Source organism: Psychrobacter sp. ANT206, from assembly GCF_056880555.1.
The window spans coordinates 2,782,438-2,804,701 of the sequence record NZ_CP096271.1 but is presented as its reverse complement, the minus strand read 5'-3'; the positions used below and the strand labels follow the sequence as shown (position 1 = coordinate 2,804,701).

Sequence of the window (22,264 nt, the reverse complement as noted above, 5' to 3'; positions counted from 1 at the left end):
TATATTTAAATACAATCGAATAAACAGGCGCTATACCGCTACTTGTGCTTTAATCGCTGGATGAGACTCATACCCATCAACGCTTATATCATCATAATTAAAAGCAAAAATATCTTTTATATTAGGGTTAAGCGCTAATGTCGGCAGCGTATAAAGCGAGCGAGTTAGCTGCAGCTCCACTTGCTCACGGTGGTTTTGATAAATATGGCAATCGCCACCGGTCCAAATAAATTCACCAACTTCTAGATTACAAACTTGTGCCACCATATGGGTCAACATGGCATAGCTTGCGATATTAAAGGGTACGCCCAAAAATAAATCCGCTGAGCGCTGATAGAGTTGGCAGGAGAGTTTATTATCCGCAACAAAAAACTGGAATAACGTATGACAAGGTGGCAGCGCAACTTGATCTGCTTCACTCGGATTCCAGCCAGAGACAATCAAGCGCCGCGAGTTAGGATTAGTCTTTATTTGTTCAACCACTTGTACGATTTGATCGACACCGTCAGAGTTATACTGCCCATCTGCAGTTGTGGTTGCGCCATAATTACGCCATTGGTGACCATAAATAGGACCTAAATCGCCTGCAGGTCGATTAAAACGCGCAGTTTGCTCTGTAGTTGCCCATTCATTCCAAATGCGTACACCGTTTTGTTGCAAATAATCAACGTGGGTACTGCCACTTAAAAACCATAGGAGCTCATAAGTGATAGACTTAAGATGAACTTTTTTGGTGGTTAAAAGTGGAAAGCCATCGGCTAAATTAAAACGTAACTGCGCGCCAAAATGGCTAAGCGTACCAGTACCAGTACGATCACCTTTTTCCGTGCCTTCATTGAGAACAAGGCGTAGCAGGTCTAAATAGGCTTGCTCGTTTTTACTGATAGAGCTGTTCATGGTCATAAAATTACTCGTTGCGCTTTAAAGTGTCTCGTCAAAATCATGCTTAACAGGTGTCCGATAAACGTACAGTTTAATAAGCGGCTTGCTTACCCCAATCATAAATACCACGCTTATAAGCATAAATCAGCATAATCAAACCAGCGATAATCATCGGTGCGCTCAATAGCTGTCCTTTAGTCATCCAACCTAATAAAATAAATCCTTGGTCAACATCAGGCTGGCGGAAGAATTCGATGATAAATCGGCTGATACCATAACCTAGTAAGAACACAGCAGAGGCAGCCATACGTGGACGCGGCTTTGATGAATACCACCATAAGAAAATAAATAGCAGCAGACCTTCGGCAAAGGCTTCATATAGCTGCGATGGGTGACGCGGCAGCACATACTGACCATTAACCTCAATCATTAGCTCTTGCAATTGTGGATTACTCTGTAATTGCTCCATATCAAAGGCAGCGGCTTGCGGAAAATAAGTCAGCCAGTTATAGCCACCGTCTGAGACGCGTCCCCATAACTCGCCATTGATATAGTTACCGATGCGACCAAATAGTAAACCGGTTGGTACACAAGGCACGATAAAATCGAATACTTGGAAGGCTGTTTTTTTATATTTACGAGCAAAGAACCACATGCCTACCATGACACCAATAAAACCGCCGTGGAAAGACATACCGCCTTCCCAAACTTTTAATAGATAAGCCGGGTTTTGTAATAGCTCGCCAAATTGATAAAACAGCACATAGCCAATACGACCGCCCAAAATGACACCAAGCGCACCATAAAAGACCAAATCGGACACCATATCGGTGGTCCAATTGTCACGTTTGCTGCTGCGATACCAGGCCAGACCAAAAGCTGCAGCAAATGCTAGCAAATACATCAAGCCATACCAGTGTACTTCTACTGGACCCAAGGACAGCGCTACAGGATTATACTGAGGATGAATTATCATAAGGGCATCATCATTATTGGTAATTAAATGCTGTCTATAATAGCAAAATTCATCCCTTGCGAACACTATGATAAATGTATGGTTTATTGAATGAATAGCAAAGCGCTAAAAAAACCGATAAGATGAAAAAAAGCGCATCAATTTCTAAGGAATTATCATGTCTGCTACCGTATCATCACGATCATTTTTGCACGATAAACGGTTAACTACCGCAGTTGATGTGCAATCGCCAAACCTTCAGCGAAACAGATTGTCATTATCTTTATTGTGTATAGTCGCATCAATCTTCAGTTTTTTCGTGCCAATGACGGGGCAAGCGGCAACCAGTAGTATCGAGCAAATTACCATTTATCAAGGCTTAGCCAGTGTCACTCGTGCATTACCCATCAGTGGCACAGGTGAGCAGACGCTGGTTTTTTCCTGTCTTTCGCCTGCGATTGAACCTGACAGTATTAGTGTGCAAGCACTGGGCAATGTTAATATCGGTGAAGTCAGTATTCAAACCTTGAGTGGTGAGCAAGCAGCACAGTGCCAGTATCAAGGGGCAGCTAATGTACAGACTCAGCAGAATAATCTAGCGGATATCAGTGCCGAATTGGAAGCGGCACGCCTGACCAAAGCCTATTTGCAAAACCTAACCAAAGTCACGCAAATCACTACTGCTGGTACCCTTGCCAATAATGCACGCGACTTAGAAACGCAAGCCGCCAGTATTAACAAAAAAATAGTAGAGCTACAAAAACGAGAAGCTCGTGCTAAAGACGACTTAAATCAGCTGGTCGCTGACAGTACTTCTTCAGTACAAAGTAATGTCACCCAAGTCAGTGTACGTACCGCTAGCCGTTCTGCTAGTAGTGTTAAATTACATTATCAAGTACGCGGTGCCAGCTGGGAGCCGACTTATCAAGCGCGTTTAAATACCGATAATAAACAACTTAATATCACCGCCTCTGCCATCATCGCCCAACAAACAGGCGAGAATTGGAACAACGTGCCCGTTATTTTGAGTACTGTCAATCCCAATCAAACGACGACCAGCCAGCTACCAAGAGTTGAACGTTTGTCATTATATGAAGAAGAGCAAGCTAAGTTGAGCCGTTATGCACAACCAATGATGGAAGCTGCTCCAGTGGTTGTTGTTTCTGCCAGCGACAGTTATGGCGGTGCAGATGGTATGGCGCCGCTACCGAGTTTTACAGTTAGCAGCCAAAATAAAAACGGTATCACTGAATATCGCCTGCCGCAGCGCGTCAGTATTCCAAGTGATGGCAGACGCGTACGCACTATTATTGATGAACAATCCGGCATCAGTAAGCTGTGGCTACGGAGTACACCAAGCATCGAAGCTGCCGCTTACTGGTATGCGTCTGCGCCGTTTTTGACGCCAGCTTGGGCAGACGGTTCATTGCAACTGTATCGCGACGATAATTATGTTGGTCAGTCGCGCTATGATTATCAGAGTCTAAAAGAGCAGGGGATTGGTTTTGGTGTTGATCCGAGCTTGCTTGTGAAACGGCTGACTGATGAAGACAAAAAAGGCGATAAAGGCATATTTAATCGTCAACAAACTAAGACCGTCACTCAGGCGTATCAATTTACCAATCAGCACAATCGTAGTATGCGCATGCAAGTGTTAGGCGCAGAACCTTTGAGTAGCGATGACAGCATTAAAGTAACCGCGACGCATACACCAGCGATTAGCAAAAAAGATTGGAATGATAACAAAGGAATGGTAGCGTGGGAGTTCGATTTACCGAGTCAACAATCTCAAGTCGTGCAGTCAATCTATCAAATTAGCTATCCTGCGGATAAAAAATTAAGCACGAATTAATGTTAAATCAGAACCATATAATCGATTCAATTTAAAAAATACAATCCTGATGGGAATGCTGCTGGGATAAATTTTATGAAGCCTCTGGAGTGCGAAGCGCACAGCAAGCGAGGAAAATTTATCCCAGCATAACACTATTTTGAACGAGCCTATTTTATATTGAAATGACTATATACCAATCATATAAAAGGAATTCTATGTGTATTGTCGCCATTGCTTGGCAGTTATTTGATGAGCTGCCTTTGGTTTTATTGTCCAATCGCGATGAGTTTTTACAGCGTCCGACAGAGCCACTACATCAATGGGAAGATAAGCCTATTTTTGCAGGGCGTGATGCGCAAAGCGGCGGTACGTGGTTAGGAATTCACCAAGAGCAGCATGCTGACTTTTATAAGCAAAATGGTCGCTGGGCAGCAGTATTGAACTTTCGCGATGGTGTGCAGGCAAGTAATGATGAGCGCTCACGTGGTGAATTGGTCGCTGGTTTTTTGACCAGTTGCTTAAGCCCGATGGAATTTGCACGGAAAATCAGTCTGCAAGAATATGCTGGGTTTAATCTGATTATCGGCGATAGCAAACAAGCGGTTGTCGTTAACAACCGTGGTCATGCACCAACACCCTTATATGGAGGCTTGCACGTATTCTCTAATGGACAGCCAGAAGAGGGTTGGTTTAAGACAGAGCGTTTGCGCGGTAGATTACGTCAAGAAATATTGCCATTAATTAGCGAAGATAGTGATGCGAAATACTGGCAAGACGCTGCTTTTACGGTATTGTCCGATAATACTCAAGCACCAGAAGAAGAGTTACCAAATACTGGTATCGATATCAAAATAGAGCAAGCACTGTCTTCGATTTATATTGAAGGCGCCAATCTTACTGGCATTGCTAGTAAGGAGGCTGCCAATAATGCTGTGCCAAGCTACGGTACAAGGACACAAAGTATTTTAACGTTACGGCGAAATACTATTAAAGATTCAGGCATTCAAGCTGAAATCGTCAGCCGTGAATGTACTCATTAGCTTTTTATAAAAATCCAGTGAGAAAAAAATACCGTTAGTAATATTAAATATCACTAACGGTATTTGTTATTGTGCTAATTGCATTAAAAATTAGTGACTTTATTCCACCAACAAATGGTTGTTTTGTTCCGGAATAATAAGCCCTTGTTGAAGCGGTAGCTCGGGCACCAATTCTTGCAAGGCGCGACGATATACGCTGCGTTTGAAGTGAATCACTTGTCCAAGTGGATACCAGTAGCTGACCCATTGCCAGTTATCAAACTCTGGTTTTCCCTCATCAAAGCGGATGTGTTGGGTATTTGGCTCATCTAAGCGTAGCAAAAACCATTTCTGTTTTTGCCCAATACATAAAGGGTACTGTCCATGACGCACATAGCGTTTTGGCAGACGATAACGCAACCAATCTTGCGTAACCGCTAGCAAATCGACATGACGCGGATGTAGACCGACCTCTTCCCAGAGCTCGCGATACATCGCATCCATCGGCGTCTCCCCACGGTCGATACCGCCTTGAGGGAACTGCCAAGCGTTGTGACCAATACGTTTTGCCCACAGAACTTGCCCTTGTGTATTTGCCAAGATGATGCCGACATTGGCGCGAAAGCCGTCTGCATCTATCATGACGTAACCTTTTAAAATGTTTAAAAATAGCTTATTTCAACAAGGCACAGTGACAGCAATCATAATTATTATAGGGTGATTGCTATCGATACTTTGGCAAAATAAGATTCATTACCATCATTAAACCAAGAAAAGAGCAAAATGTGTAACAGTATTTTGCTATAAAATGTTTCACAGCTTTAATGATTTAAAATCAAGGAGTTATATAAAGATATTTAAGCAGACTTTTGTATATTTTTTGGCTAAGTTATTTTGTTGTCAAAGTTTTTGCTTTAGTGTCTTATCGTTATAAGTGCTTACTTAATAATATAAGTAATAATACGAGTTTTTGATTCATTAATGCGGGTTTTAGCTTATGCTACACTAGTCATATTTTGCTTATCTTAATCAACGATAAAGTATTAAATCGATAAAGTTATTCTTATATATTGAACCAATAATATCGAACAAATAAGAACCTATTATTAAATAAAACTAGGAATATTAAAAATGTCAGAATCTAAAGCAAGCGTTACATGGCAAGAGAACAAAGCCTTTATGGGTATATCGCCATCAGGGCATAATGTACAAATCGATGCTGATAAAGAAAAAGGCGCCAGTCCAATGGAGCTGATTCTACTAGGGCTTGGTGGTTGTGCTAGCTATGATGTGGTGGCGATTTTGCAGAAATCGCGTCAAAATGTGACTGACGTACGTTGTGAGCTGACTGCTCAACGTGCCGAAACCGTACCGGCTGTCTATACTGATATTCATATGCATTTTGTCGTGACCGGTCAAGATGTCAAAGAAAGCCAAGTAGAAAAAGCCATAAAACTGTCTGCAGAAAAATACTGCTCAGCCAGTCGTATGTTGGTACAAGGCGGGGTCAATGTGACGCATGATTTTGAAGTTATCGCAGGATAAAGGCGAGTATATTGATGAATTTATTCTTAGGGTTGGTCTCTGATACCGCATCGTCAGCCATTTGGGCAATGGTGGTAGCCAGTTTGCTGCCATTAACAATGGCATTGACTGCAAAAATGCTCGGCGGCTTTAGTTTGGCTGACAATTCCCATCCACGAGATTTTTCACAGGGTACGACGGGCGCTGCTGCACGTGCTAATGCCGCGCAGCAGAATAGCTATGAGACTTTACCGGTATTCTTAGCTGCAGTCTTAGCAGCGATGCTGTTTTTTGTGCCACAGCTGATTGTAAATACATTGGCTTGGCTATACGTACTGATTCGTATCGGTTTTTGCGTGGCTTACATCACTAATTTGGCGATGTTCCGCTCTATCCTTTGGGGTCTTTCTATTGCCTGCTGTCTCATGCTCTTTTATTTAGCTATTCGAGTCAGTGTATAGTAGCAGCTGATTGAAAATACTAATGCTTATAAGATAAAAGCAGCTAACGTTACTGTGCACTCATCTGTAGTGCGCTAATGATAGCTGCTTTATTTTTCTCTCTTTTAATACTGTCCCATAATATCTTCGCCTCGCTATAGCCTTTGGTGAGCATCGCTAACCATTGTTTATAACGACCGACCAATACAATATCGCTTTTTGCTGTGCCTTGCAGAAATTTAATCTGATGCGCAATCAGGTCTTGCCATAACAATATTGTTTCATTATTTAAAGTCTGACTATGTTCTCTATCAACCTGTGCAATTAAGTCGGGACGGGTAACTGCACCGCGACCCAACATCAAATGCTCTGTACCCGATTGCGTCATACAATTTTGTGCATGCTCTGCATTCCATATTTCGCCATTGGCAATGACGGGAATATCAAGCGCATTAAAACTTTGGATTTTGTCCCAATAGGCTGGCGGCTTATAGCCTTGGGTTTTGGTTCGTGCATGAACAGTTAGCCAATCAGCACCACTGTCGTTAATCGCGCCGCGAATATCATCCATGAGACTGGTATCGGTATAACCTAAACGAATTTTGGCTGAGACTGGAATGTCGGCAGGTACCGCTTGACGCACCGCGCTGATAATCTGATACATGGTTTCGGGTTCATCCAGTAATACCGAACCACCACGGTGGCTATTGACAGTCTTGGCAGGACAACCAAAGTTGATGTCAATCGCCGGCGCACCAAGCTCGGCAGCATAAGCAGCATTTTCTGCCATAAGTTGCGCTTCACTACCGAGCAACTGGATATGAATAGGCGTGCCAGAGGCAGTTTTAGCATCATGACGCAGTTCTGGAACGTATTTATAAAATACATGCGCTGGCAATACGTGCTGAGTCACACGGATAAATTCGCTAACCGACCAATCATAAGGGCGACCCAAGTCCGATGCAATTTGCGTGAGAATTTGACGCATTAATGGGTCGGTCAAGCCTTCCATTGGTGCAAGGAGGCGGACGGGATTGGCGAATAACTGACGGATGGTATTTTGACGTATTTGAAATTGCTGATTAGTATTCATGCTTGTTGTTCACTGCTACAAGGGTGCTATTAAAGGATTGCCATAAAGACAGGTAGGCTAGAGGTTTAGAGTGGCAAATACAAAGATTGATTAAGTTAGGAAGATTAAGTATTGCCAAAAATCACTTTTTTGCCTGTCTGTAAGCCTGATATCAAGTCTTTGATATTATGGATGTCCAAATTGCTCTGGGCACGTGTGCAAGCGACGTAGAGCAAACGCAACTCTTCAGGGCTTATTTTGACTGCATTGGTGGTGACATCATAATAGAAATCATCATCTAACTGTACCTTTCCCCATTCGAGCCCTTTCGCCTTATGGGCAGTGGAGATAACATAGTCGGCATTTTCGATACTGGTAAGACTATTGACAGCTTGGCTCAGGACATTGGTGCCATGATCATCGACCAATTTCACCAGTGTTTTTAGATCGCTGCCTTCATTGGTTTCAGAGTACTCTTGTACATCGCCCCAATTATAAAAGTATGCCAGTTCAGGCACGCCATAAGCAGACTTGCCATTTTTTAAGTTTTCGGCTGCCTGACAAAATTTAAGCATACGATCGGTATCAGCTTGTAGCGCCACGCGGTGACCGAGCTTGAGTCCAGTCAATAGTTGCGACATCGCAGCAGCATTGGTGCGACATAGAATGGCGTCTTTTTTACTGTGTACCATGCCTTTGTCAGTAGAGGATTGCTTATTAGGATTGCCTTTTAACGGGACATCTTCTTGTAAGGCTTTAAGTAAGGTATTAGCGATCTCAGCAATAGGTTCGCCAAAGCGAAAAGACTGCGTCAATAATGTTTGCGGTAAGGGTAGTTTTTTCATCGCATTGACTGCGCCGCGCCATTCATAAATCTGCTGATGAGCGTCACCCACATAAATGACCTGCCGTGGCTGCTGGGTCAAGATTCCCATCATCAATGGATCGGCATCTTGCGCTTCATCAAATAAGATAAAATCCGCTGGAATGCTTGGTTTTGATAATGCCCATAATTTAAGATAAATATCATGCCCGATACCAGCTGGATGGCGTGCATCAATTGACTGTAGCCAGCGTTGCTCAACGGCAGGGTAGAGCATTTCACGCAACTGTTCGGCATCTGACTCATCGAGCCAGCTTGGAAATTCAATATGCCTTGGTGCAGGGTAGCTGGCATGGGTGCTACAAAAATTGCTGACAGCATCACTGACAAAACGCGATAATCGGGCTGGGGTGAGCGTAATGTATTTATTTATACCATCCATTTGCCGACGTACTTGGACGGGCTGCAAACCCAAATCATCACCCAGACGTTTGGGTGAAAAACGCGGCAACGACAGCTTAGCAGTGATATCACGGGCGACATGCCGATAAGCAAGCGAATGAAAGGTGCGACATTCCACATGTGCTGGAAACTTTGAGCGAGCATCATTAGCAATCGTTTTGTTAAAAGCTAAATATAAGCCGCGGCCACGCAAACGCTCACCAATCAGTTTTAAGGTCGTCGTTTTACCAGCACCCGCATAAGCCACCACTTTAAATGACTTGTGATCCATTGCCATGTTGAGCGCGCTCAGTTGCTCATCAGTGGGATCGCTCATATAAGCTGGCATAGATGCGGACATAAAAAATTACCTAAAAGAGTAAAACGGATCAAAATGACGGGGGTAAAAAAAGCCACTGCATAGACAATGGCTGGCTCGTCATATGAAATTGCAAAATACTTGCAAGTGCACATGACAATAATAAAAAAACTGATAGGAAATAAAGGTAGAAATAAGCAAGTTATATTAACAGATTAGCGCGTTGGCTGTTTTTGGAATAAGTGTCTGATAAGTGATGTTATTCTTTATTTAACCCTGTATCGCTTGCTAAAGCAGGACTGTGCTCTTCTTTAATTAATATTTTCGCTAAAAATAATCCTAGCTCAAATAGTAACCACATCGGAATGGCGAGCATCAACATCGACACCCCATCAGGCGGTGTAACGACCGCAGCAACGGCGAAACAGCCGACAATAATATAACGGCGTTTATCTTCTAAGCTCTGAATGGAGACGACGCCAGTCAATATCAATAGCAAGGTGACGACTGGAATCTCAAAGGTTAAACCAAAGACCATAAAGAGTTTAAGTGCAAAACTTAAATAACTGTCGATATCTGTCATCGGCAAGACGTTCTGCGGCGCGAACATAATAAAGAACTTGAGAACCCCTTTAAGGACAATAAAATAAGAGAAAGCCACACCCGCATAAAATAAAAATATAGAGGACATCAAAACGGGAATCGCGATTTTTTTCTCTTTTTTATATAAACCGGGTGCGACAAACGACCAGATTTGATACAAAATGTAGGGCATTGCAAAGAATGCAGCGACAAAAACAGTCAGGCGTATCGGTGCCATAAAGTTGGAAGTGATATCCGTCGCGATCATCGTTGAGTTGGCAGGCAATTGGGCAACCAATGGGTCGGACAAAAAATCATACAGCTCGCGGGAAAATCCGACCAATGCTAAGAATATTACCAGTACGGCAACACATATCTTAATCAAATGACGACGCAGCTCAATCAAATGCTCGGTAATCGGCATATCGCCAAGTGAGCTTAGGATATCGCCAGAGTCGTCAGTATTGCTGTCGACATTATCATTAATGGTAGCTGTTGAGGTCTCGATATCTGAATCCGCAACTTTTTCTTGACGGCTTTTTTTACGTTTAAATAAGCCCACTAATTACTCTCCTGCTTATTAACAGAAGTCTGTTTGGGTAAAGGACTGTCTAGATGGCTGTTTAGTAAGATATCGGCTTTATAGTTTGGCAAGTAAGGCGGTTGCGGCAAACGACGCGCTTTATCATAAGCACCAAGACGAAACCACATGTTTTCCCACGGTCTAGTTGTGATGGTTTGAATCACTGGATTGGCGTTATCATTAAAATCAGTTTTTAGACTGTCGTTATCACCTTGTGCCGATGGCTGCTCAGAGCTTTCTGGTTTCTCAGCCTGTCTATTACTATCGTAGGCATAGTCAAAGGATTTTGGGCTCACTGGTCGATTATCATCATTCTCACTACTGGCTTGGCTACTTTGCCTGGGCTTAGCGTCATCGACTAGATCACGCGATGCCTTTAAATGCTGGTTTTTCGAGGATTCAAACTCTTGCATACTGCCGCGCATTTCTGCCATTTCACGGCGCATTTCTGCTTCAGTCTGGCGAATTTTGGCCAGCTCTTTTTGCATTTGCTGGCGCGTCTCAGCTAAGTCAAGTTCCGCTTCGATTTCAGATTGCAAAGTAGAAACCGTGCGGCGAATTTTGGCATACCATTGCCCAGCGGTACGCGCGGCTTGCGGTAGCTTTTCGGGGCCTAAGACAATCAAGGCAATCACCCCAAAAAGGAGTAGTTCAGAAAACCCAATATCAAACATAATGTTTCGATGTCACTGTCTAGATGCTATACATTATGCGTGTCATCAACCTTAGTGGTTGTTGGGCGCTCTTCAGTGTGTGCGTTGCCATCATGGTCGAGCACCACTTGCTTTTTGGCATGTTCAGTATTTTCATCTTTGACGGCTTCTTTAAAACCTTTGACCGCGCCGCCCAAATCTTTACCGGCATTTCTTAGTTTGGAGGTGCCAAATACGACAACCACCACCACCAATAAAATCAGCCAATGCGTAATGGAAAAACTGCCCATAATGCTATCCTTATGTCTTGGTTTTCAGTCTTTATAGGAATACGTTGAGTGTATAGAATATTGTGATCGTACACAAAAGCTATCGACCGCTTATGCGAAGTAACACGTCACTATATTATAACCTGCTGTTATGACAAAAAGGTGAAAGCAACAATAATCAAACAGGGTAATGGCTAATCTTATAAAACGCTATCGAGCCGCCTTTTCATCAATACCTGAGAGACCAAAGCGTCGACCTAGCTCATTTAATACTGCCTCTGATTCGATATCGAACCAAGCCAAACCTACTAAGGTATGGAACCAAACATCAGCGACTTCATAGATAAGCTCATGACGCGCTTCGTCATATTGGGTTTTATCCGTATTTTCATTGCAATTAGCAAAGTCTTTGGCAGCGATGATGCTCTCTGTACTTTCTTCACCAACTTTTTCTAAGATTTTATTGAGACCTTCGGCGTATAAGCTTGCTACATATGAGCTATCGGCATCCGCTTGTTTGCGTTCTGCTAATACTTTGTCAAGCTGCTGCAAGATGGAGCGAGTGATGGGGCTGTGGTCATTCTGATTGGTATCTGAATCGACTATATTTTCCGCCGCTTCATTAATTTCAGGCGTGGCTTGTGTTGCTGTATTTGAATGATAAATATCAGCAGGATCCTTTAATACTTTATCAACCGTTTGCCACTCAGGCGTTTGCCCTGATAAATCCAAACGCTGATAGAAGCAAGACTCGCGACCAGTATGGCAAGCGATACCGCCAGCCTGAGTGACACTAAGTACAATCACATCTGCATCACAGTCCAAGCGAATATCATGTACGGTCTGAGTATGACCCGATGACTCGCCCTTATGCCACAATTTGGCACGTGAGCGCGAAAAATAAACCGCTGTCTGCGTTTGTGCGGTTAATTGTAGGGATTCGGCATTCATCCACGCCATCATCAAAATACGCCCAGACTTATGATCTTGAGCAATTGCAGGAATCAAACCATCATCATTAAATTTTATGGCAGCCAGCCAAGCAGGTGAAGTCATAATCTTGTTGCCATCTTATAGGTAGAAAATAATAAAAAGTCGCTAAATAATAGTTATTCAGCCTATCTGTCATTTATGCGAGCGCTTTATCAACACGCAGTCTCTACTTAAACACAGCTTAAGCTGACATTCAATATGTTAAATCAGTAAATACAGCACAATTATACTCGAGCTGAATTTTGATACAGCAAGAATTGCAAATTAACAGTGTTTTTAATTCGCCTAGTTTGTTTTCAGCTAGCTATCGCTTGTGGCTGCTCAATTTTTGCTGCTAAGCGTGTGCTTTAAGTGGCTAATAACCAAGTTTTGGAAGACGAAAATAAGCAGCAAGGTATTTGTGATTAGAAAGAACAACATACGCTAAACAGCGTTAAAACTTTCCTTGGCAAAACAGCGCACGATCTGTTAAAATGTCGCCTCCCACCTCGAGGCAAATAGAGGTTTGGTGCCTGTTTTTACAGCCACTAATCATTATTGACTATTTGACGACCAGGTTCTAAAACAGAAAAAGAGGCAAATCATCATGAAAAATAAGATGAAAACCAGAAGCGGTGCAGCTAAACGCTTCAAAAAAACAGCGAACGGCTTTAAGCGTAAGCAAGCATTCAAAAGCCATATTTTGACCAAGAAATCACCTAAGCGTATTCGCCAGTTGCGTGGTCTTAAGTTGGTGCACAAGTCTGACGAAGCAGCAGTTCGTCGTATGTGCCCATACATTTAATAGGCTATCGTCATTCATCTTTAATTAAGCGCTGTTTAATGAATAGCTACTGAATTAAAAGTATATGACTTTGCAATTTGATAACGATGTCTATTATCTGATGACATCGTGATTCGTTTAATAATGATTAAAAATATCTTGGAGTAATTTATGGCCCGTGTAAAACGTGGTGTACAGGCGAATCGTCGTCACAAAAAAATCTTAAAGCGTGCAAAAGGCTACTACGGTGCCCGTTCACGTGTTTACCGCGTAGCGGTACAGGCAGTGACCAAAGCTGGTCAATATGCTTATCGTGACCGTCGCAACAAAAAACGTACTTTCCGTCGTCTTTGGATTGCACGTATCAATGCTGGTGCACGTTTAAACGGCTTAAGCTATAGCCGCTTTATCAATGGCATGAAAAAAGCTAACATTGCAATCGATCGTCGCGTACTTGCTGACATCGCTATGCATGATGCAGCGACTTTCACAGCGTTGGTCGAAAAAGCTAAAGCGGAACTGGCATAAATATTAACCTTCCTTTAGGTAGGCTGCTTTTTAAATCATTATTGATAAGTAGTTATCTACATGGATAGGAATAATATTGATTAATAGGTTGATATTAATAAAAGCTACCGCTGGTCGGTGGCTTTTTTTATATCACATTGTCTGACTGCCTACTTTTAGTACCAGAATCACATACGCTGTTATAGGATAGCGTTTATCATCGTCTAAATATTCAAGCCATTCATATCATTGAAATTATCGTCACATGAATGGGTAAATGGTTTGCAATATTTGGTCAAATCCCTACAATTACCTATCACTATTATTAATAGTCCGTTTAAATCAGGAAGAATGCGTCTTATGACTACCCCTGCTGCTACCACCGATTTGTCGGCGCTACCGACCTTGTCCACAGAGCTAAGCGAGCTTAATGAAGCTCAGCTGAATGAATTTGCCAGTGCCGCTGAAGCCTTGATTCTACAAGTAACCGATGTACGTGCGTTGCAAGATTTGCGGGTGCAATTGACCGGTAAAAAGAGTCCCTTAACTGGCTGGTCAAAGCAGATGGGTAAACTCAGCAGCGACGATAAAAAAATCTACGGCGGCTGGTTGCATCAAGTCCGTAGCCGTATTCAAGATGCGTTGACAGAGCAGCAGCAGCAGCTAGAATTGGCTGCACTAAATGCCAAGCTTGCAAGCGAGAGCATTGATATCACCTTGCCTGCTCGCGGTGGTCAAAAAGGTCATTTGCATCCCGTGACCATGATTACCCAACGTATGCAGCAGTATTTTATACAAGCGGGTTTCAACGTTGCTACTGGTCCTGAAGTTGAGAGCGATTACTATAACTTTGAAGCGCTCAATATTCCGTCGCATCATCCAGCACGTGCGATGCACGATACCTTCTATTTTGATGCGCATTACCTACTGCGTACGCATACCAGCCCCGTTCAAATTCGCACCATGGAAAAAAATGAGCCGCCGATTCGTATTATTTGTCCCGGTCGCGTCTATCGTAATGACTCGGACCAAACCCATTCGCCGATGTTCCATCAGCTAGAAGGTTTAATGGTTACCGAGTCGAGCACTTTTGCTGAGCTAAAAGGCTTGATTAGTGAGTTCTTGGAAGCGTTTTTTGCCAAAGAGCTGACCGTACGTTTCCGCCCGTCATTTTTCCCATTTACCGAGCCGTCAGCTGAAGTCGATATCCTCGATGATAATGGTAAATGGCTTGAGGTCATGGGCTGCGGTATGGTACATCCACAAGTGCTGACCAACTGCGGTATTGATGCCGAAAAATATACTGGCTTTGCTTTTGGGATGGGGATTGAGCGCTTTGCGATGTTATATTACGGCATCGATGATTTGCGCCTGTTTTTCCAAAACGACGTACGCTTCTTAAAGCAGTTTGGCTAGAGTGCTCTTTGTTTATATAAAAAGTGCTCCTTGTTAATATAACAAGTTAATGTGCCAACCTTTACTTCAAAATATTTATTATAAAATTCTGATTCGAGATACTTATGAAAATTAGCGAACAGTGGCTACGTCAATGGGTGAATCCCAATAATAACAGTGGGCAATTGGCTGAACAACTCACGATGGCAGGGCTAGAGATTGATGATCGCTTTGCAGTCGCTCGTGCCTTTAGTGGTGTGGTCGTTGGTGAAGTTATCAGCGTCGAGCAGCATCCAGACGCTGATAAGCTACGCGTCACACAGGTCAATATTGGTGCAGCTGAGCGGTTACAAATCGTTTGTGGCGCGCCTAATGTGACTATTGGTATGAAAGTGCCTGTTGCCACCGTTGGTGCCGTTTTGCCAAGTGATGACAAAAAAGGCTTCACAATTAAAAACGGTAACCTACGTGGTGTCGACTCTAACGGTATGCTTTGCGGTGCGTCTGAGATTGATTTAACCGACAGCATCGATGGTTTACTCGAATTGCCAGCTGATGCGCCAATCGGTATTGATATCCGTGAATATCTAGGCTTAGACAATCAAATATTGGATATCTCTATTACGCCAAATCGCGGTGATTGTTTGAGCGTACGTGGTATTGCGCGTGAGATATCCGTCATTAACGATTTGCCGTTACAAATGCCAAATATCCCTGATAATATCGATTTCACTCAAAACGAAGTGATGCCAGCTGTAACAGTCAGTGCTGTAGAAGCTTGTCCACGCTACCTTTTACAGTCGATAAGCAATATCGATCGTACTATCGACACCCCAAAGTGGATGCAAGATGCGCTGGTTCAGTCAGGACTACGCTCGCACAACTTTTTGGTTGATGTGACCAACTATGTCTTGATGGAATTGGGTCAGCCGCTACATGCTTTTGATGCCGATACTATCGAGGGCGATATCGTTGTGCGTTTGGCACAGTCTGAAGAAACGATTACTTTGTTGAATGAGCAAACTATTACCTTAACCGGTGATGAATTGGTCATTGCTGATGATAAAGGCGCACTTGCACTTGCCGGAATTATGGGCGGTCAACGCAGTAGTGTGACTGATAGCACCACCAATATTGTGTTAGAGAGCGCATTCTTTAATCCATTGGCTATCGCTGCACGCGCACGCCGTTTTGGTCTGCATACTGATGCCTCACAACGCTTTGAGCGTGGGGTAGACTTTGAATTGCCAGCGCTTGCTTTAGCGCGTGCTGTTGATTTGATTACCAGTGTAACGAATTCTCAAGCGGGGCAAATAATCACAGTCGAAAGTAGCAAGCATTTACCGGCTCGTGCACCTATTACACTGCCGATTACTAAAGTCCGTGATGTCATCGGTATTGAGATTGAGCCTGCAGTCATGGTACGTATCTTGACTCAATTAGGCTTTAAGGTAGAGCAGCAAGCAGATAGCCTGATTTGCATGCCGCCATCATATCGCTTTGATATGAGTATCCGCGAGGATTTGATCGAAGAGATTGCTCGTATCTATGGTTATGACAATATTCCAAGCATCTTGCCACACCTGCAAGTCAGCATGGATTATGACGATACCGCAGACTTGACACACGAGATGAAGCTGGCGCTAGTCGATAATGGCTATATGGAAGCCATTAGCTTTAGCTTTAGTGACGCAAAAATAGAAGCCTTGCTTGATGATAAAGCACTAGGAGAAGTGTTGGCACTGGCCAATCCTATCTCTAGTGACTTAGCCGTGATGCGCCGTACTTTGCTATCAAGCTTATTACCTTGCGTGCAGTACAATCTCAATCGTCAGCAGCCACGCGTTCGGTTCTTTGAGACGGGTCTTAGTTTTGTTGGTCAAAGCATTAGCGAGTTGGTACAAACACCAAGTATTGCATTAGTAGCAGTCGGAGATGTTTGGGACGAGCAAGCGTATCAAAACCGTGCGTTAGACTTTTATGATCTTAAGCATGATATTGAGCAGTTATTACCTGCGCAAGTGGATGGTGCGCGTATCCGCTATGAGCGTAGTGAACTAGCTTTCTTGCATCCAGGTCAAAGTGCCAAGCTTTATATCGATGATCAGTATGTTGGCTGGTTGGGGCAATTGCATCCTAATACCGCTAAACAGTTGGATCTGCCAGCTACGTGGGTTGCGCAGTTGTCATTGGCACCATTACTAACGCTTGCTCGTGAACAGCATGCCATTACTACTCCAAGTAAGTTCCCGCAAGTACGCCGCGATATTGCTATATTAGTAGACAGCGATATCAGCCTTCAAACCCTAGAGTCAACTATACGTAAGGCATCAGGTGCACTCTTGACTGATCTTTGGTTGTTTGATGTATACCAAGGCGAAAAAGTGCCAGCAGGTCAACGCTCATTAGCATTTGCCTTGATATGGCAAGATAAAACGCAAACCTTATCGGATGACGCTGTAAAAACGGCCACTGATAAAGTGGTACAAGCATTAACGGTTGAGCATTCAGCACAGCTACGTGACAGCTAACCTCTAATCGAAAAAGACAAATACTCTATAGCCTCAATATAAATGAGGCTATGGATTTTTGCTATTTATAAAAATTATTAACTGATAGAAGAATTTTATTCATAGAGTAAGTTAAGTGGTTATTAATAAAGGATTTTAATGCAGACTTTATTAAAAAGACGCACAAAAACCTTTATAATAGCTAACACTAATTCTCATACCGCTAAACCATGATATTCGACATCACGACATAGCATAGGAGTCGTACTGTGAGCACCTTAACCAAATCTGACATGATTGAGCATTTGATGAATCATCTAAACCTAACGCGCCAAGAAGGTCGCTGTTTGGTAGAGAATTTTTTTGACGAACTGTCAGAGAGTTTGATTGATGGCAAAGAGGTCAAGCTTTCAGGCTTTGGCAACTTTGAGCTTAAAGACAAAAATAGTCGCCCAGGACGCAACCCTAAGACAGGGGAGCCCGTCGCGGTATCAGCGCGCCGCGTTGTGACCTTTAAAACAGGACAAAAATTCCGTCAACAGGTCGATGAGCGCCTATTTGACCAATAATAGTAGTGAGTAAGATTAAAAGTGATGGTTCGCAGTTGTCTATTAAATCGACTGTTATAGCCATCATTTTTTTATGCGACATTGTTTTAGTTATATAAAACATAAATTGCAGGCATAAAAAAAGAGAGCATAGGCTCTCTTTTTTTTAGTACAGTATTTTTATTTATAAAAATAAAAATTACTGAGCTGGTTGCTCAACTACAACTTCGTCAGCTGCGTCTACAGCTGGAGTTTCGCTAGCTACGTCAACGCTAGTAGTAGTACCGTCTACAGGTACTTCAGCATCGATTTCGTCAGTAGCAGTAGCAAGTTGTGCATCAGCGATATCAGCTTCAGCGCCAGCAACAGCAGCTTCTGCTTCAGCAGGAACAGCTTCGCCAGCAGCAGCAGCTTCGTCTAATTGCTCAGAAGCATCAGTTACTTCTTCTTGAGCGTCAGATAAATCTTCAGCAGCGTTTTCTTTGTTGCTATCACAGGCAGTTAAGCCCATAGTTGCAGTCATGATACCAGCTAGAGCAAGTAATTTTAAGTTCATAAGGTTTTCTCCGGGATAATTAAATGAGCAGTAGCAGCAAAAAAGGTTGAACATCCGAGATGTCTCAGATATTCAACTAGTCTTAGTCACAGCTACTCAGCTTTCACGCATTCTATATGATTTCTTTCTGCATAGAAAGAGGTTGTACAATTAAGTTACAATAAAATTGTAAATAGGGTTTTATTTTACTTATTTTACATAATTATCCATACAAAAAGTCAAATTAATCGACGTATAATCAACGACATCTGTTTCTTGCAGATAAATTTCTTATGTCTGGTACTTTGTATCTGTTTGCGCTATTTATGACAGCATAATAAAAAAGATAGCGGATACATAAGTAATACTAAATGGTAGTCGTAATAACTGGCTGTAAATATAAAAAAGCGCTAAGTGTTTTAAAACAGGTTGTAGTCTGTGGCAGATTAAATTAGCAAAGGTTATCAAGATATGACATCAAAGGATTGAGCTAAAAACTATATAACATGAATCATGATCGATATGAGTGGCATAAGATATCGTATTTTTTGGGAGAAGGATTATGAAATGGCAAGGCAGACGTGGCAGTACTAATGTGCGTACTAGTAGTGGTGGCGGTAAGCTAATGGGCGGCGGTATCGGCGGTATCATTATTGCTGGTATTTTATGGCTAGTATTTGGAGTAAATCCTATGACCGCATTGCAGACAGGTCAAGAGGTCGCAGGCGGTGGTAATACCTCTACTGAACCAGCTACCAGTGACGATCGGGATACACAGTTTGTCAAAGTTGTCCTAGCGGACACTGAAGAGGTTTGGCATCAAATATTCAATGAGGGTGGTAGTACATATAAAGAGCCGTCACTGATTTTGTTTAATGGGCAAGTCAGTTCTGCTTGTGGCAGTGCCAGCTCAGCGACTGGTCCTTTTTATTGCCCAGGTGATCAAACGGTCTATTTAGATACGTCGTTTTTCGTAGAGATGCGTCAAAAGCTTGGTATCTCTGGTGATATTCAAAACTCAGGGGATAGTGACAATCAGAATAAAGCGGGCGATTTTGCCCAAGCCTATGTGATCTCCCATGAAGTAGGTCACCATGTACAGACTTTGCTTGGTATTACTCAGCAAGTAAATGAAGCCAGCCGTCAAGTGACTCGGGCACAAGCAAATAAATTGTCTGTCCTACAAGAGCTACAAGCTGATTGCTTTGCTGGTGTTTGGGCGCAGCGTAATCAAGAGCGCGTACAGTTTTTAGAAGCAGGTGATATCGACGAAGCTATCAATGCTGCTGGTCAGATTGGTGATGATCGCTTAGCACGTGCAGGAGGCGGGGCGGTAGTACCTGATAACTTCACTCATGGTACTAGCCAACAGCGTGTAGAGTGGTTTACGCGCGGTCTAGAGAGCGGTAATGTGCAAACTTGTGATACGTTTAGCGGTGCTTTATAGCACTGACTATTATAAAACCAGTTATATTGATTGGTATGATCAATAGTTAATATAGTAATCATTAGACACAAAAAAGCCTGCAATCAATTGCAGGCTTTTTTTGTCAGCTAGTTGGCTAGGTAATATCTTTCATAAAATATATGTGCCAAAAGAGCTGCTTAAAACTGATTATCTGGTTTGATCATAGATATAACCACCAGCGCCGCCAATAGCAGCACCAGCGATTGCACCACGAGCGATATCTTTGCTATCGCCTTTACTTTTGATCAGTGCGCCGGCAGCAGCGCCAGCAGTGGCAGCTTTAGCTGTATTACTTAGACCAGTGCTATATCCGTTAGTAGCACAGCCACCCATGATAAGAGCAGAGCTAGTTAGAGCCGTCATTGCGATAGTTTTAGCAAGTTTCATAATATCACCTATTAAATCGTCAAGTTTAAAATACTAAGTATACAGTATATATTTCAGTATGTTCTTAACCCTTATAGTAGCCCTTATATATAAATCTGGTCGTAGTAAAAACGCTAAGCTTTGCAAGTAAGCTGTAAATTATGTTGCCTCACTGTGTCATTGGTAGTGCCTTTGCTTAGGGTTATTGTATTTATCCTGATAGTAAGCTAACTGTTTTCGACGCGAATTATTCTTAATGAGAGGGCCAATAGTAATAAAAACAAAAAGACCGCCTTATAGGCAGCCTTTATGAGTAAAACGTCAATTATTTATATAACTTTATTGTCGTAAAAGATTTAAAATCAATTTTGTGATTTACGCTTCATTTGCTCAAAAAATTCATCATTGGTTTTGGCTTCTTTTAAGCGGTCCAATAAGAACTCAGTTGCTTGTACACCATCCATCGGCTGTAGCAATTTACGCAGGATCCAAACTTTACGAAGCTTATCTTCATCAAGCAGACGTTCTTCACGGCGAGTACCCGATTTTTTGATATTAATGGCAGGGAAGACACGCTTTTCTGCCAAATCACGCTCAAGGGTAATCTCTTGGTTACCAGTACCTTTGAATTCTTCAAAGATAACGCTGTCCATTTTACTACCAGTATCAATAAGGGCACTGGCGATAATGGTCAAGCTGCCGCCTTCTTCAATATTACGAGCAGCACCAAAGAAGCGTTTTGGGCGCTCTAACGCATTGGCATCCAAACCACCGGTCAACACTTTACCTGATGAAGGAATAACGGTGTTATAGGCGCGGGCAAGACGGGTAATCGAGTCAAGCAGAATGACCACGTCTTGCTTGTGCTCAACCAAGCGCTTGGCTTTTTCAATGACCATTTCAGCCACTTGTACATGGCGTTGTGGCGGCTCATCGAAAGTTGAGGCAACCACTTCACCGCGTACAGTACGTTCCATCTCGGTGACTTCTTCTGGACGCTCATCAATCAGCAGCACAATGAGGTAGCATTCAGGATTATTACGAGTGATCGATTGTGCTATTGACTGTAGCAGCATCGTTTTACCCGCTTTGGGCGGTGCCACAATAATAGAGCGCTGACCTTTACCAATCGGTGCAATCAGGTCGATAATACGACCAGTCAAATCTTCAGTCGTACCATTACCTAGCTCAAGTTTTAGCTGCTCAGTTGGAAATAATGGCGTTAAGTTTTCAAAGATAAGCTTATGACGTGAGCGGTCTGGCGTATCAAAGTTGATTTCACCGACTTTTAATAGTGCAAAATAACGCTCAGAGTCTTTTGGTGGACGAATCGTGCCTGCGATACTGTCACCAGTTTTTAGACTGAAACGGCGAATTTGGCTTGGGCTGACATAGATATCATCAGGACCTGCTAAATAAGAGCCTTCAGATGAGCGCAAAAAACCAAAACCGTCAGGGAGCACTTCAAGCACACCATCACCATAGATGGCCTCACCGTTACGGGCATGAGTTTTTAGAATGGCAAAGATAATGTCTTGTTTACGGCTACGTGCCATATTATCAAGACCCATCTCTTTAGCGATGGCCAGTAGCTCAGCGATTGATTTTTTCTTTAATTCAGTAAGATTCATAGATAGGTCGTTAGCAGTTGATAAGATGAGAGATGCCATTATTCACAAATCACGACAGTGATTAAAACAATGTTATTAGGGCGATAGAGGGTATATATACAGAGTTAAAATTTATGTAGTTTTGATTTTATGTGTCAGTTTATGAGCTTGTC

22 protein-coding genes are annotated in these 22,264 nt (G+C 42.7%); 10 read left to right on the top strand and 12 right to left on the bottom strand.

What is annotated here, in order from left to right; genetic code table 11:
• Nucleotides 1–30 precede the first annotated feature (30 nt).
• Both M0221_RS11670 and lgt read right to left on the bottom strand, forming a co-directional pair.
• A complete protein-coding gene (locus M0221_RS11670) occupies nt 31–903 on the bottom strand; it encodes a thymidylate synthase (RefSeq protein ID WP_483283890.1) in 873 nt (290 codons plus the stop codon).
• A gap of 70 nt (nt 904–973) precedes the next feature.
• Nucleotides 974–1,858: a prolipoprotein diacylglyceryl transferase gene (gene lgt / locus M0221_RS11665; RefSeq protein ID WP_011514620.1), complete on the bottom strand. Its 885-nt coding sequence runs from the start codon at nt 1,856–1,858 to the stop codon at nt 974–976.
• Nucleotides 1,859–2,015: 157 nt separating this feature from the next.
• On the opposite strand from lgt, the gene M0221_RS11660 reads away from it, so the two are divergent.
• Both M0221_RS11660 and M0221_RS11655 read left to right on the top strand, forming a co-directional pair.
• Entirely contained in the window at nt 2,016–3,689 is a 1,674-nt protein-coding gene (locus tag M0221_RS11660; protein WP_483283889.1) for a DUF4139 domain-containing protein, read from the top strand.
• A 197-nt stretch (nt 3,690–3,886) separates the two neighbouring features.
• A complete protein-coding gene (locus tag M0221_RS11655; RefSeq protein WP_483283888.1) occupies nt 3,887–4,711 on the top strand; it encodes an NRDE family protein in 825 nt (274 codons plus the stop codon).
• 99 nt (nt 4,712–4,810) lie between these two features.
• On the opposite strand, the gene M0221_RS11650 is transcribed toward M0221_RS11655, so the two are convergent.
• Entirely contained in the window at nt 4,811–5,332 is a 522-nt protein-coding gene (locus M0221_RS11650; protein WP_011514617.1) for an RNA pyrophosphohydrolase, read from the bottom strand.
• Between the two features lie 489 nt (nt 5,333–5,821).
• Here M0221_RS11650 and M0221_RS11645 point away from each other — a divergent pair, with 489 nt between their 5' ends.
• Both M0221_RS11645 and M0221_RS11640 read left to right on the top strand, forming a co-directional pair.
• Nucleotides 5,822–6,235, top strand: a complete 414-nt coding sequence (locus M0221_RS11645; protein ID WP_133104916.1) for an OsmC family protein — start codon at nt 5,822–5,824, stop codon at nt 6,233–6,235.
• Nucleotides 6,236–6,249: 14 nt separating this feature from the next.
• Nucleotides 6,250–6,675, top strand: a complete 426-nt coding sequence (locus tag M0221_RS11640) for an MAPEG family protein (protein ID WP_483283887.1) — start codon at nt 6,250–6,252, stop codon at nt 6,673–6,675.
• Between the two features lie 49 nt (nt 6,676–6,724).
• Here the strand turns inward: M0221_RS11640 and M0221_RS11635 are convergent, their stop codons facing one another.
• From M0221_RS11635 to hisIE, 6 genes are all read right to left on the bottom strand, one after another.
• Entirely contained in the window at nt 6,725–7,747 is a 1,023-nt protein-coding gene (locus tag M0221_RS11635) for a tRNA dihydrouridine synthase (protein WP_483283886.1), read from the bottom strand.
• 104 nt (nt 7,748–7,851) lie between these two features.
• Nucleotides 7,852–9,351 (bottom strand): UvrD-helicase domain-containing protein, encoded by a 1,500-nt coding sequence (locus M0221_RS11630; RefSeq protein WP_483283885.1) that lies wholly within the window; start codon nt 9,349–9,351, stop codon nt 7,852–7,854.
• A gap of 217 nt (nt 9,352–9,568) precedes the next feature.
• Nucleotides 9,569–10,453, bottom strand: a complete 885-nt coding sequence (gene tatC, locus M0221_RS11625; protein ID WP_483283884.1) for a twin-arginine translocase subunit TatC — start codon at nt 10,451–10,453, stop codon at nt 9,569–9,571.
• The gene (gene tatB, locus M0221_RS11620; protein WP_201531901.1) at nt 10,453–11,148 is read right to left on the bottom strand and encodes a Sec-independent protein translocase protein TatB; all 696 of its coding nucleotides are present in this window, start codon (nt 11,146–11,148) and stop codon (nt 10,453–10,455) included. Before tatB ends, tatC begins: the two co-directional genes overlap by 1 nt.
• Before the next feature lie 26 nt (nt 11,149–11,174).
• Complete coding sequence (tatA, locus tag M0221_RS11615; protein WP_011514610.1) at nt 11,175–11,417, bottom strand: Sec-independent protein translocase subunit TatA; 243 nt, start codon at nt 11,415–11,417, stop codon at nt 11,175–11,177.
• Nucleotides 11,418–11,606: 189 nt separating this feature from the next.
• Nucleotides 11,607–12,452, bottom strand: coding sequence for a bifunctional phosphoribosyl-AMP cyclohydrolase/phosphoribosyl-ATP diphosphatase HisIE (gene hisIE / locus M0221_RS11610; RefSeq protein ID WP_483283883.1), 846 nt, complete (start codon nt 12,450–12,452; stop codon nt 11,607–11,609).
• Between the two features lie 523 nt (nt 12,453–12,975).
• On the opposite strand from hisIE, the gene rpmI reads away from it, so the two are divergent.
• The 5 genes from rpmI (at nt 12,976) to M0221_RS11585 (ending at nt 18,133) form a co-directional block, all read left to right on the top strand.
• On the top strand, nt 12,976–13,173 hold the full coding sequence (gene rpmI, locus M0221_RS11605; protein ID WP_011514608.1) for a 50S ribosomal protein L35: 198 nt from the start codon (nt 12,976–12,978) through the stop codon (nt 13,171–13,173).
• A 150-nt stretch (nt 13,174–13,323) separates the two neighbouring features.
• A complete protein-coding gene (gene rplT, locus M0221_RS11600) occupies nt 13,324–13,680 on the top strand; it encodes a 50S ribosomal protein L20 (protein WP_011281252.1) in 357 nt (118 codons plus the stop codon).
• Nucleotides 13,681–14,019: 339 nt separating this feature from the next.
• The gene (gene pheS, locus M0221_RS11595) at nt 14,020–15,075 is read left to right on the top strand and encodes a phenylalanine--tRNA ligase subunit alpha (RefSeq protein WP_483283882.1); all 1,056 of its coding nucleotides are present in this window, start codon (nt 14,020–14,022) and stop codon (nt 15,073–15,075) included.
• Between the two features lie 104 nt (nt 15,076–15,179).
• The gene (gene pheT / locus M0221_RS11590; protein WP_483283881.1) at nt 15,180–17,585 is read left to right on the top strand and encodes a phenylalanine--tRNA ligase subunit beta; all 2,406 of its coding nucleotides are present in this window, start codon (nt 15,180–15,182) and stop codon (nt 17,583–17,585) included.
• 248 nt (nt 17,586–17,833) lie between these two features.
• Nucleotides 17,834–18,133, top strand: a complete 300-nt coding sequence (locus M0221_RS11585) for an integration host factor subunit alpha (protein WP_011514605.1) — start codon at nt 17,834–17,836, stop codon at nt 18,131–18,133.
• Nucleotides 18,134–18,311: 178 nt separating this feature from the next.
• On the opposite strand, the gene M0221_RS11580 is transcribed toward M0221_RS11585, so the two are convergent.
• The gene (locus M0221_RS11580; protein ID WP_020444409.1) at nt 18,312–18,668 is read right to left on the bottom strand and encodes a hypothetical protein; all 357 of its coding nucleotides are present in this window, start codon (nt 18,666–18,668) and stop codon (nt 18,312–18,314) included.
• A 541-nt stretch (nt 18,669–19,209) separates the two neighbouring features.
• On the opposite strand from M0221_RS11580, the gene ypfJ reads away from it, so the two are divergent.
• Nucleotides 19,210–20,094 carry a KPN_02809 family neutral zinc metallopeptidase gene (ypfJ, locus tag M0221_RS11575; protein ID WP_011514603.1) on the top strand — a complete coding sequence of 295 codons (885 nt, stop codon included), beginning with the start codon at nt 19,210–19,212 and terminating at the stop codon, nt 20,092–20,094.
• Between the two features lie 168 nt (nt 20,095–20,262).
• On the opposite strand, the gene M0221_RS11570 is transcribed toward ypfJ, so the two are convergent.
• Nucleotides 20,263–20,502, bottom strand: coding sequence for a hypothetical protein (locus M0221_RS11570; protein ID WP_011514602.1), 240 nt, complete (start codon nt 20,500–20,502; stop codon nt 20,263–20,265).
• Between the two features lie 341 nt (nt 20,503–20,843).
• Complete coding sequence (gene rho / locus M0221_RS11565) at nt 20,844–22,112, bottom strand: transcription termination factor Rho (RefSeq protein ID WP_020444407.1); 1,269 nt, start codon at nt 22,110–22,112, stop codon at nt 20,844–20,846.
• Nucleotides 22,113–22,264: the final 152 nt, after the last annotated feature.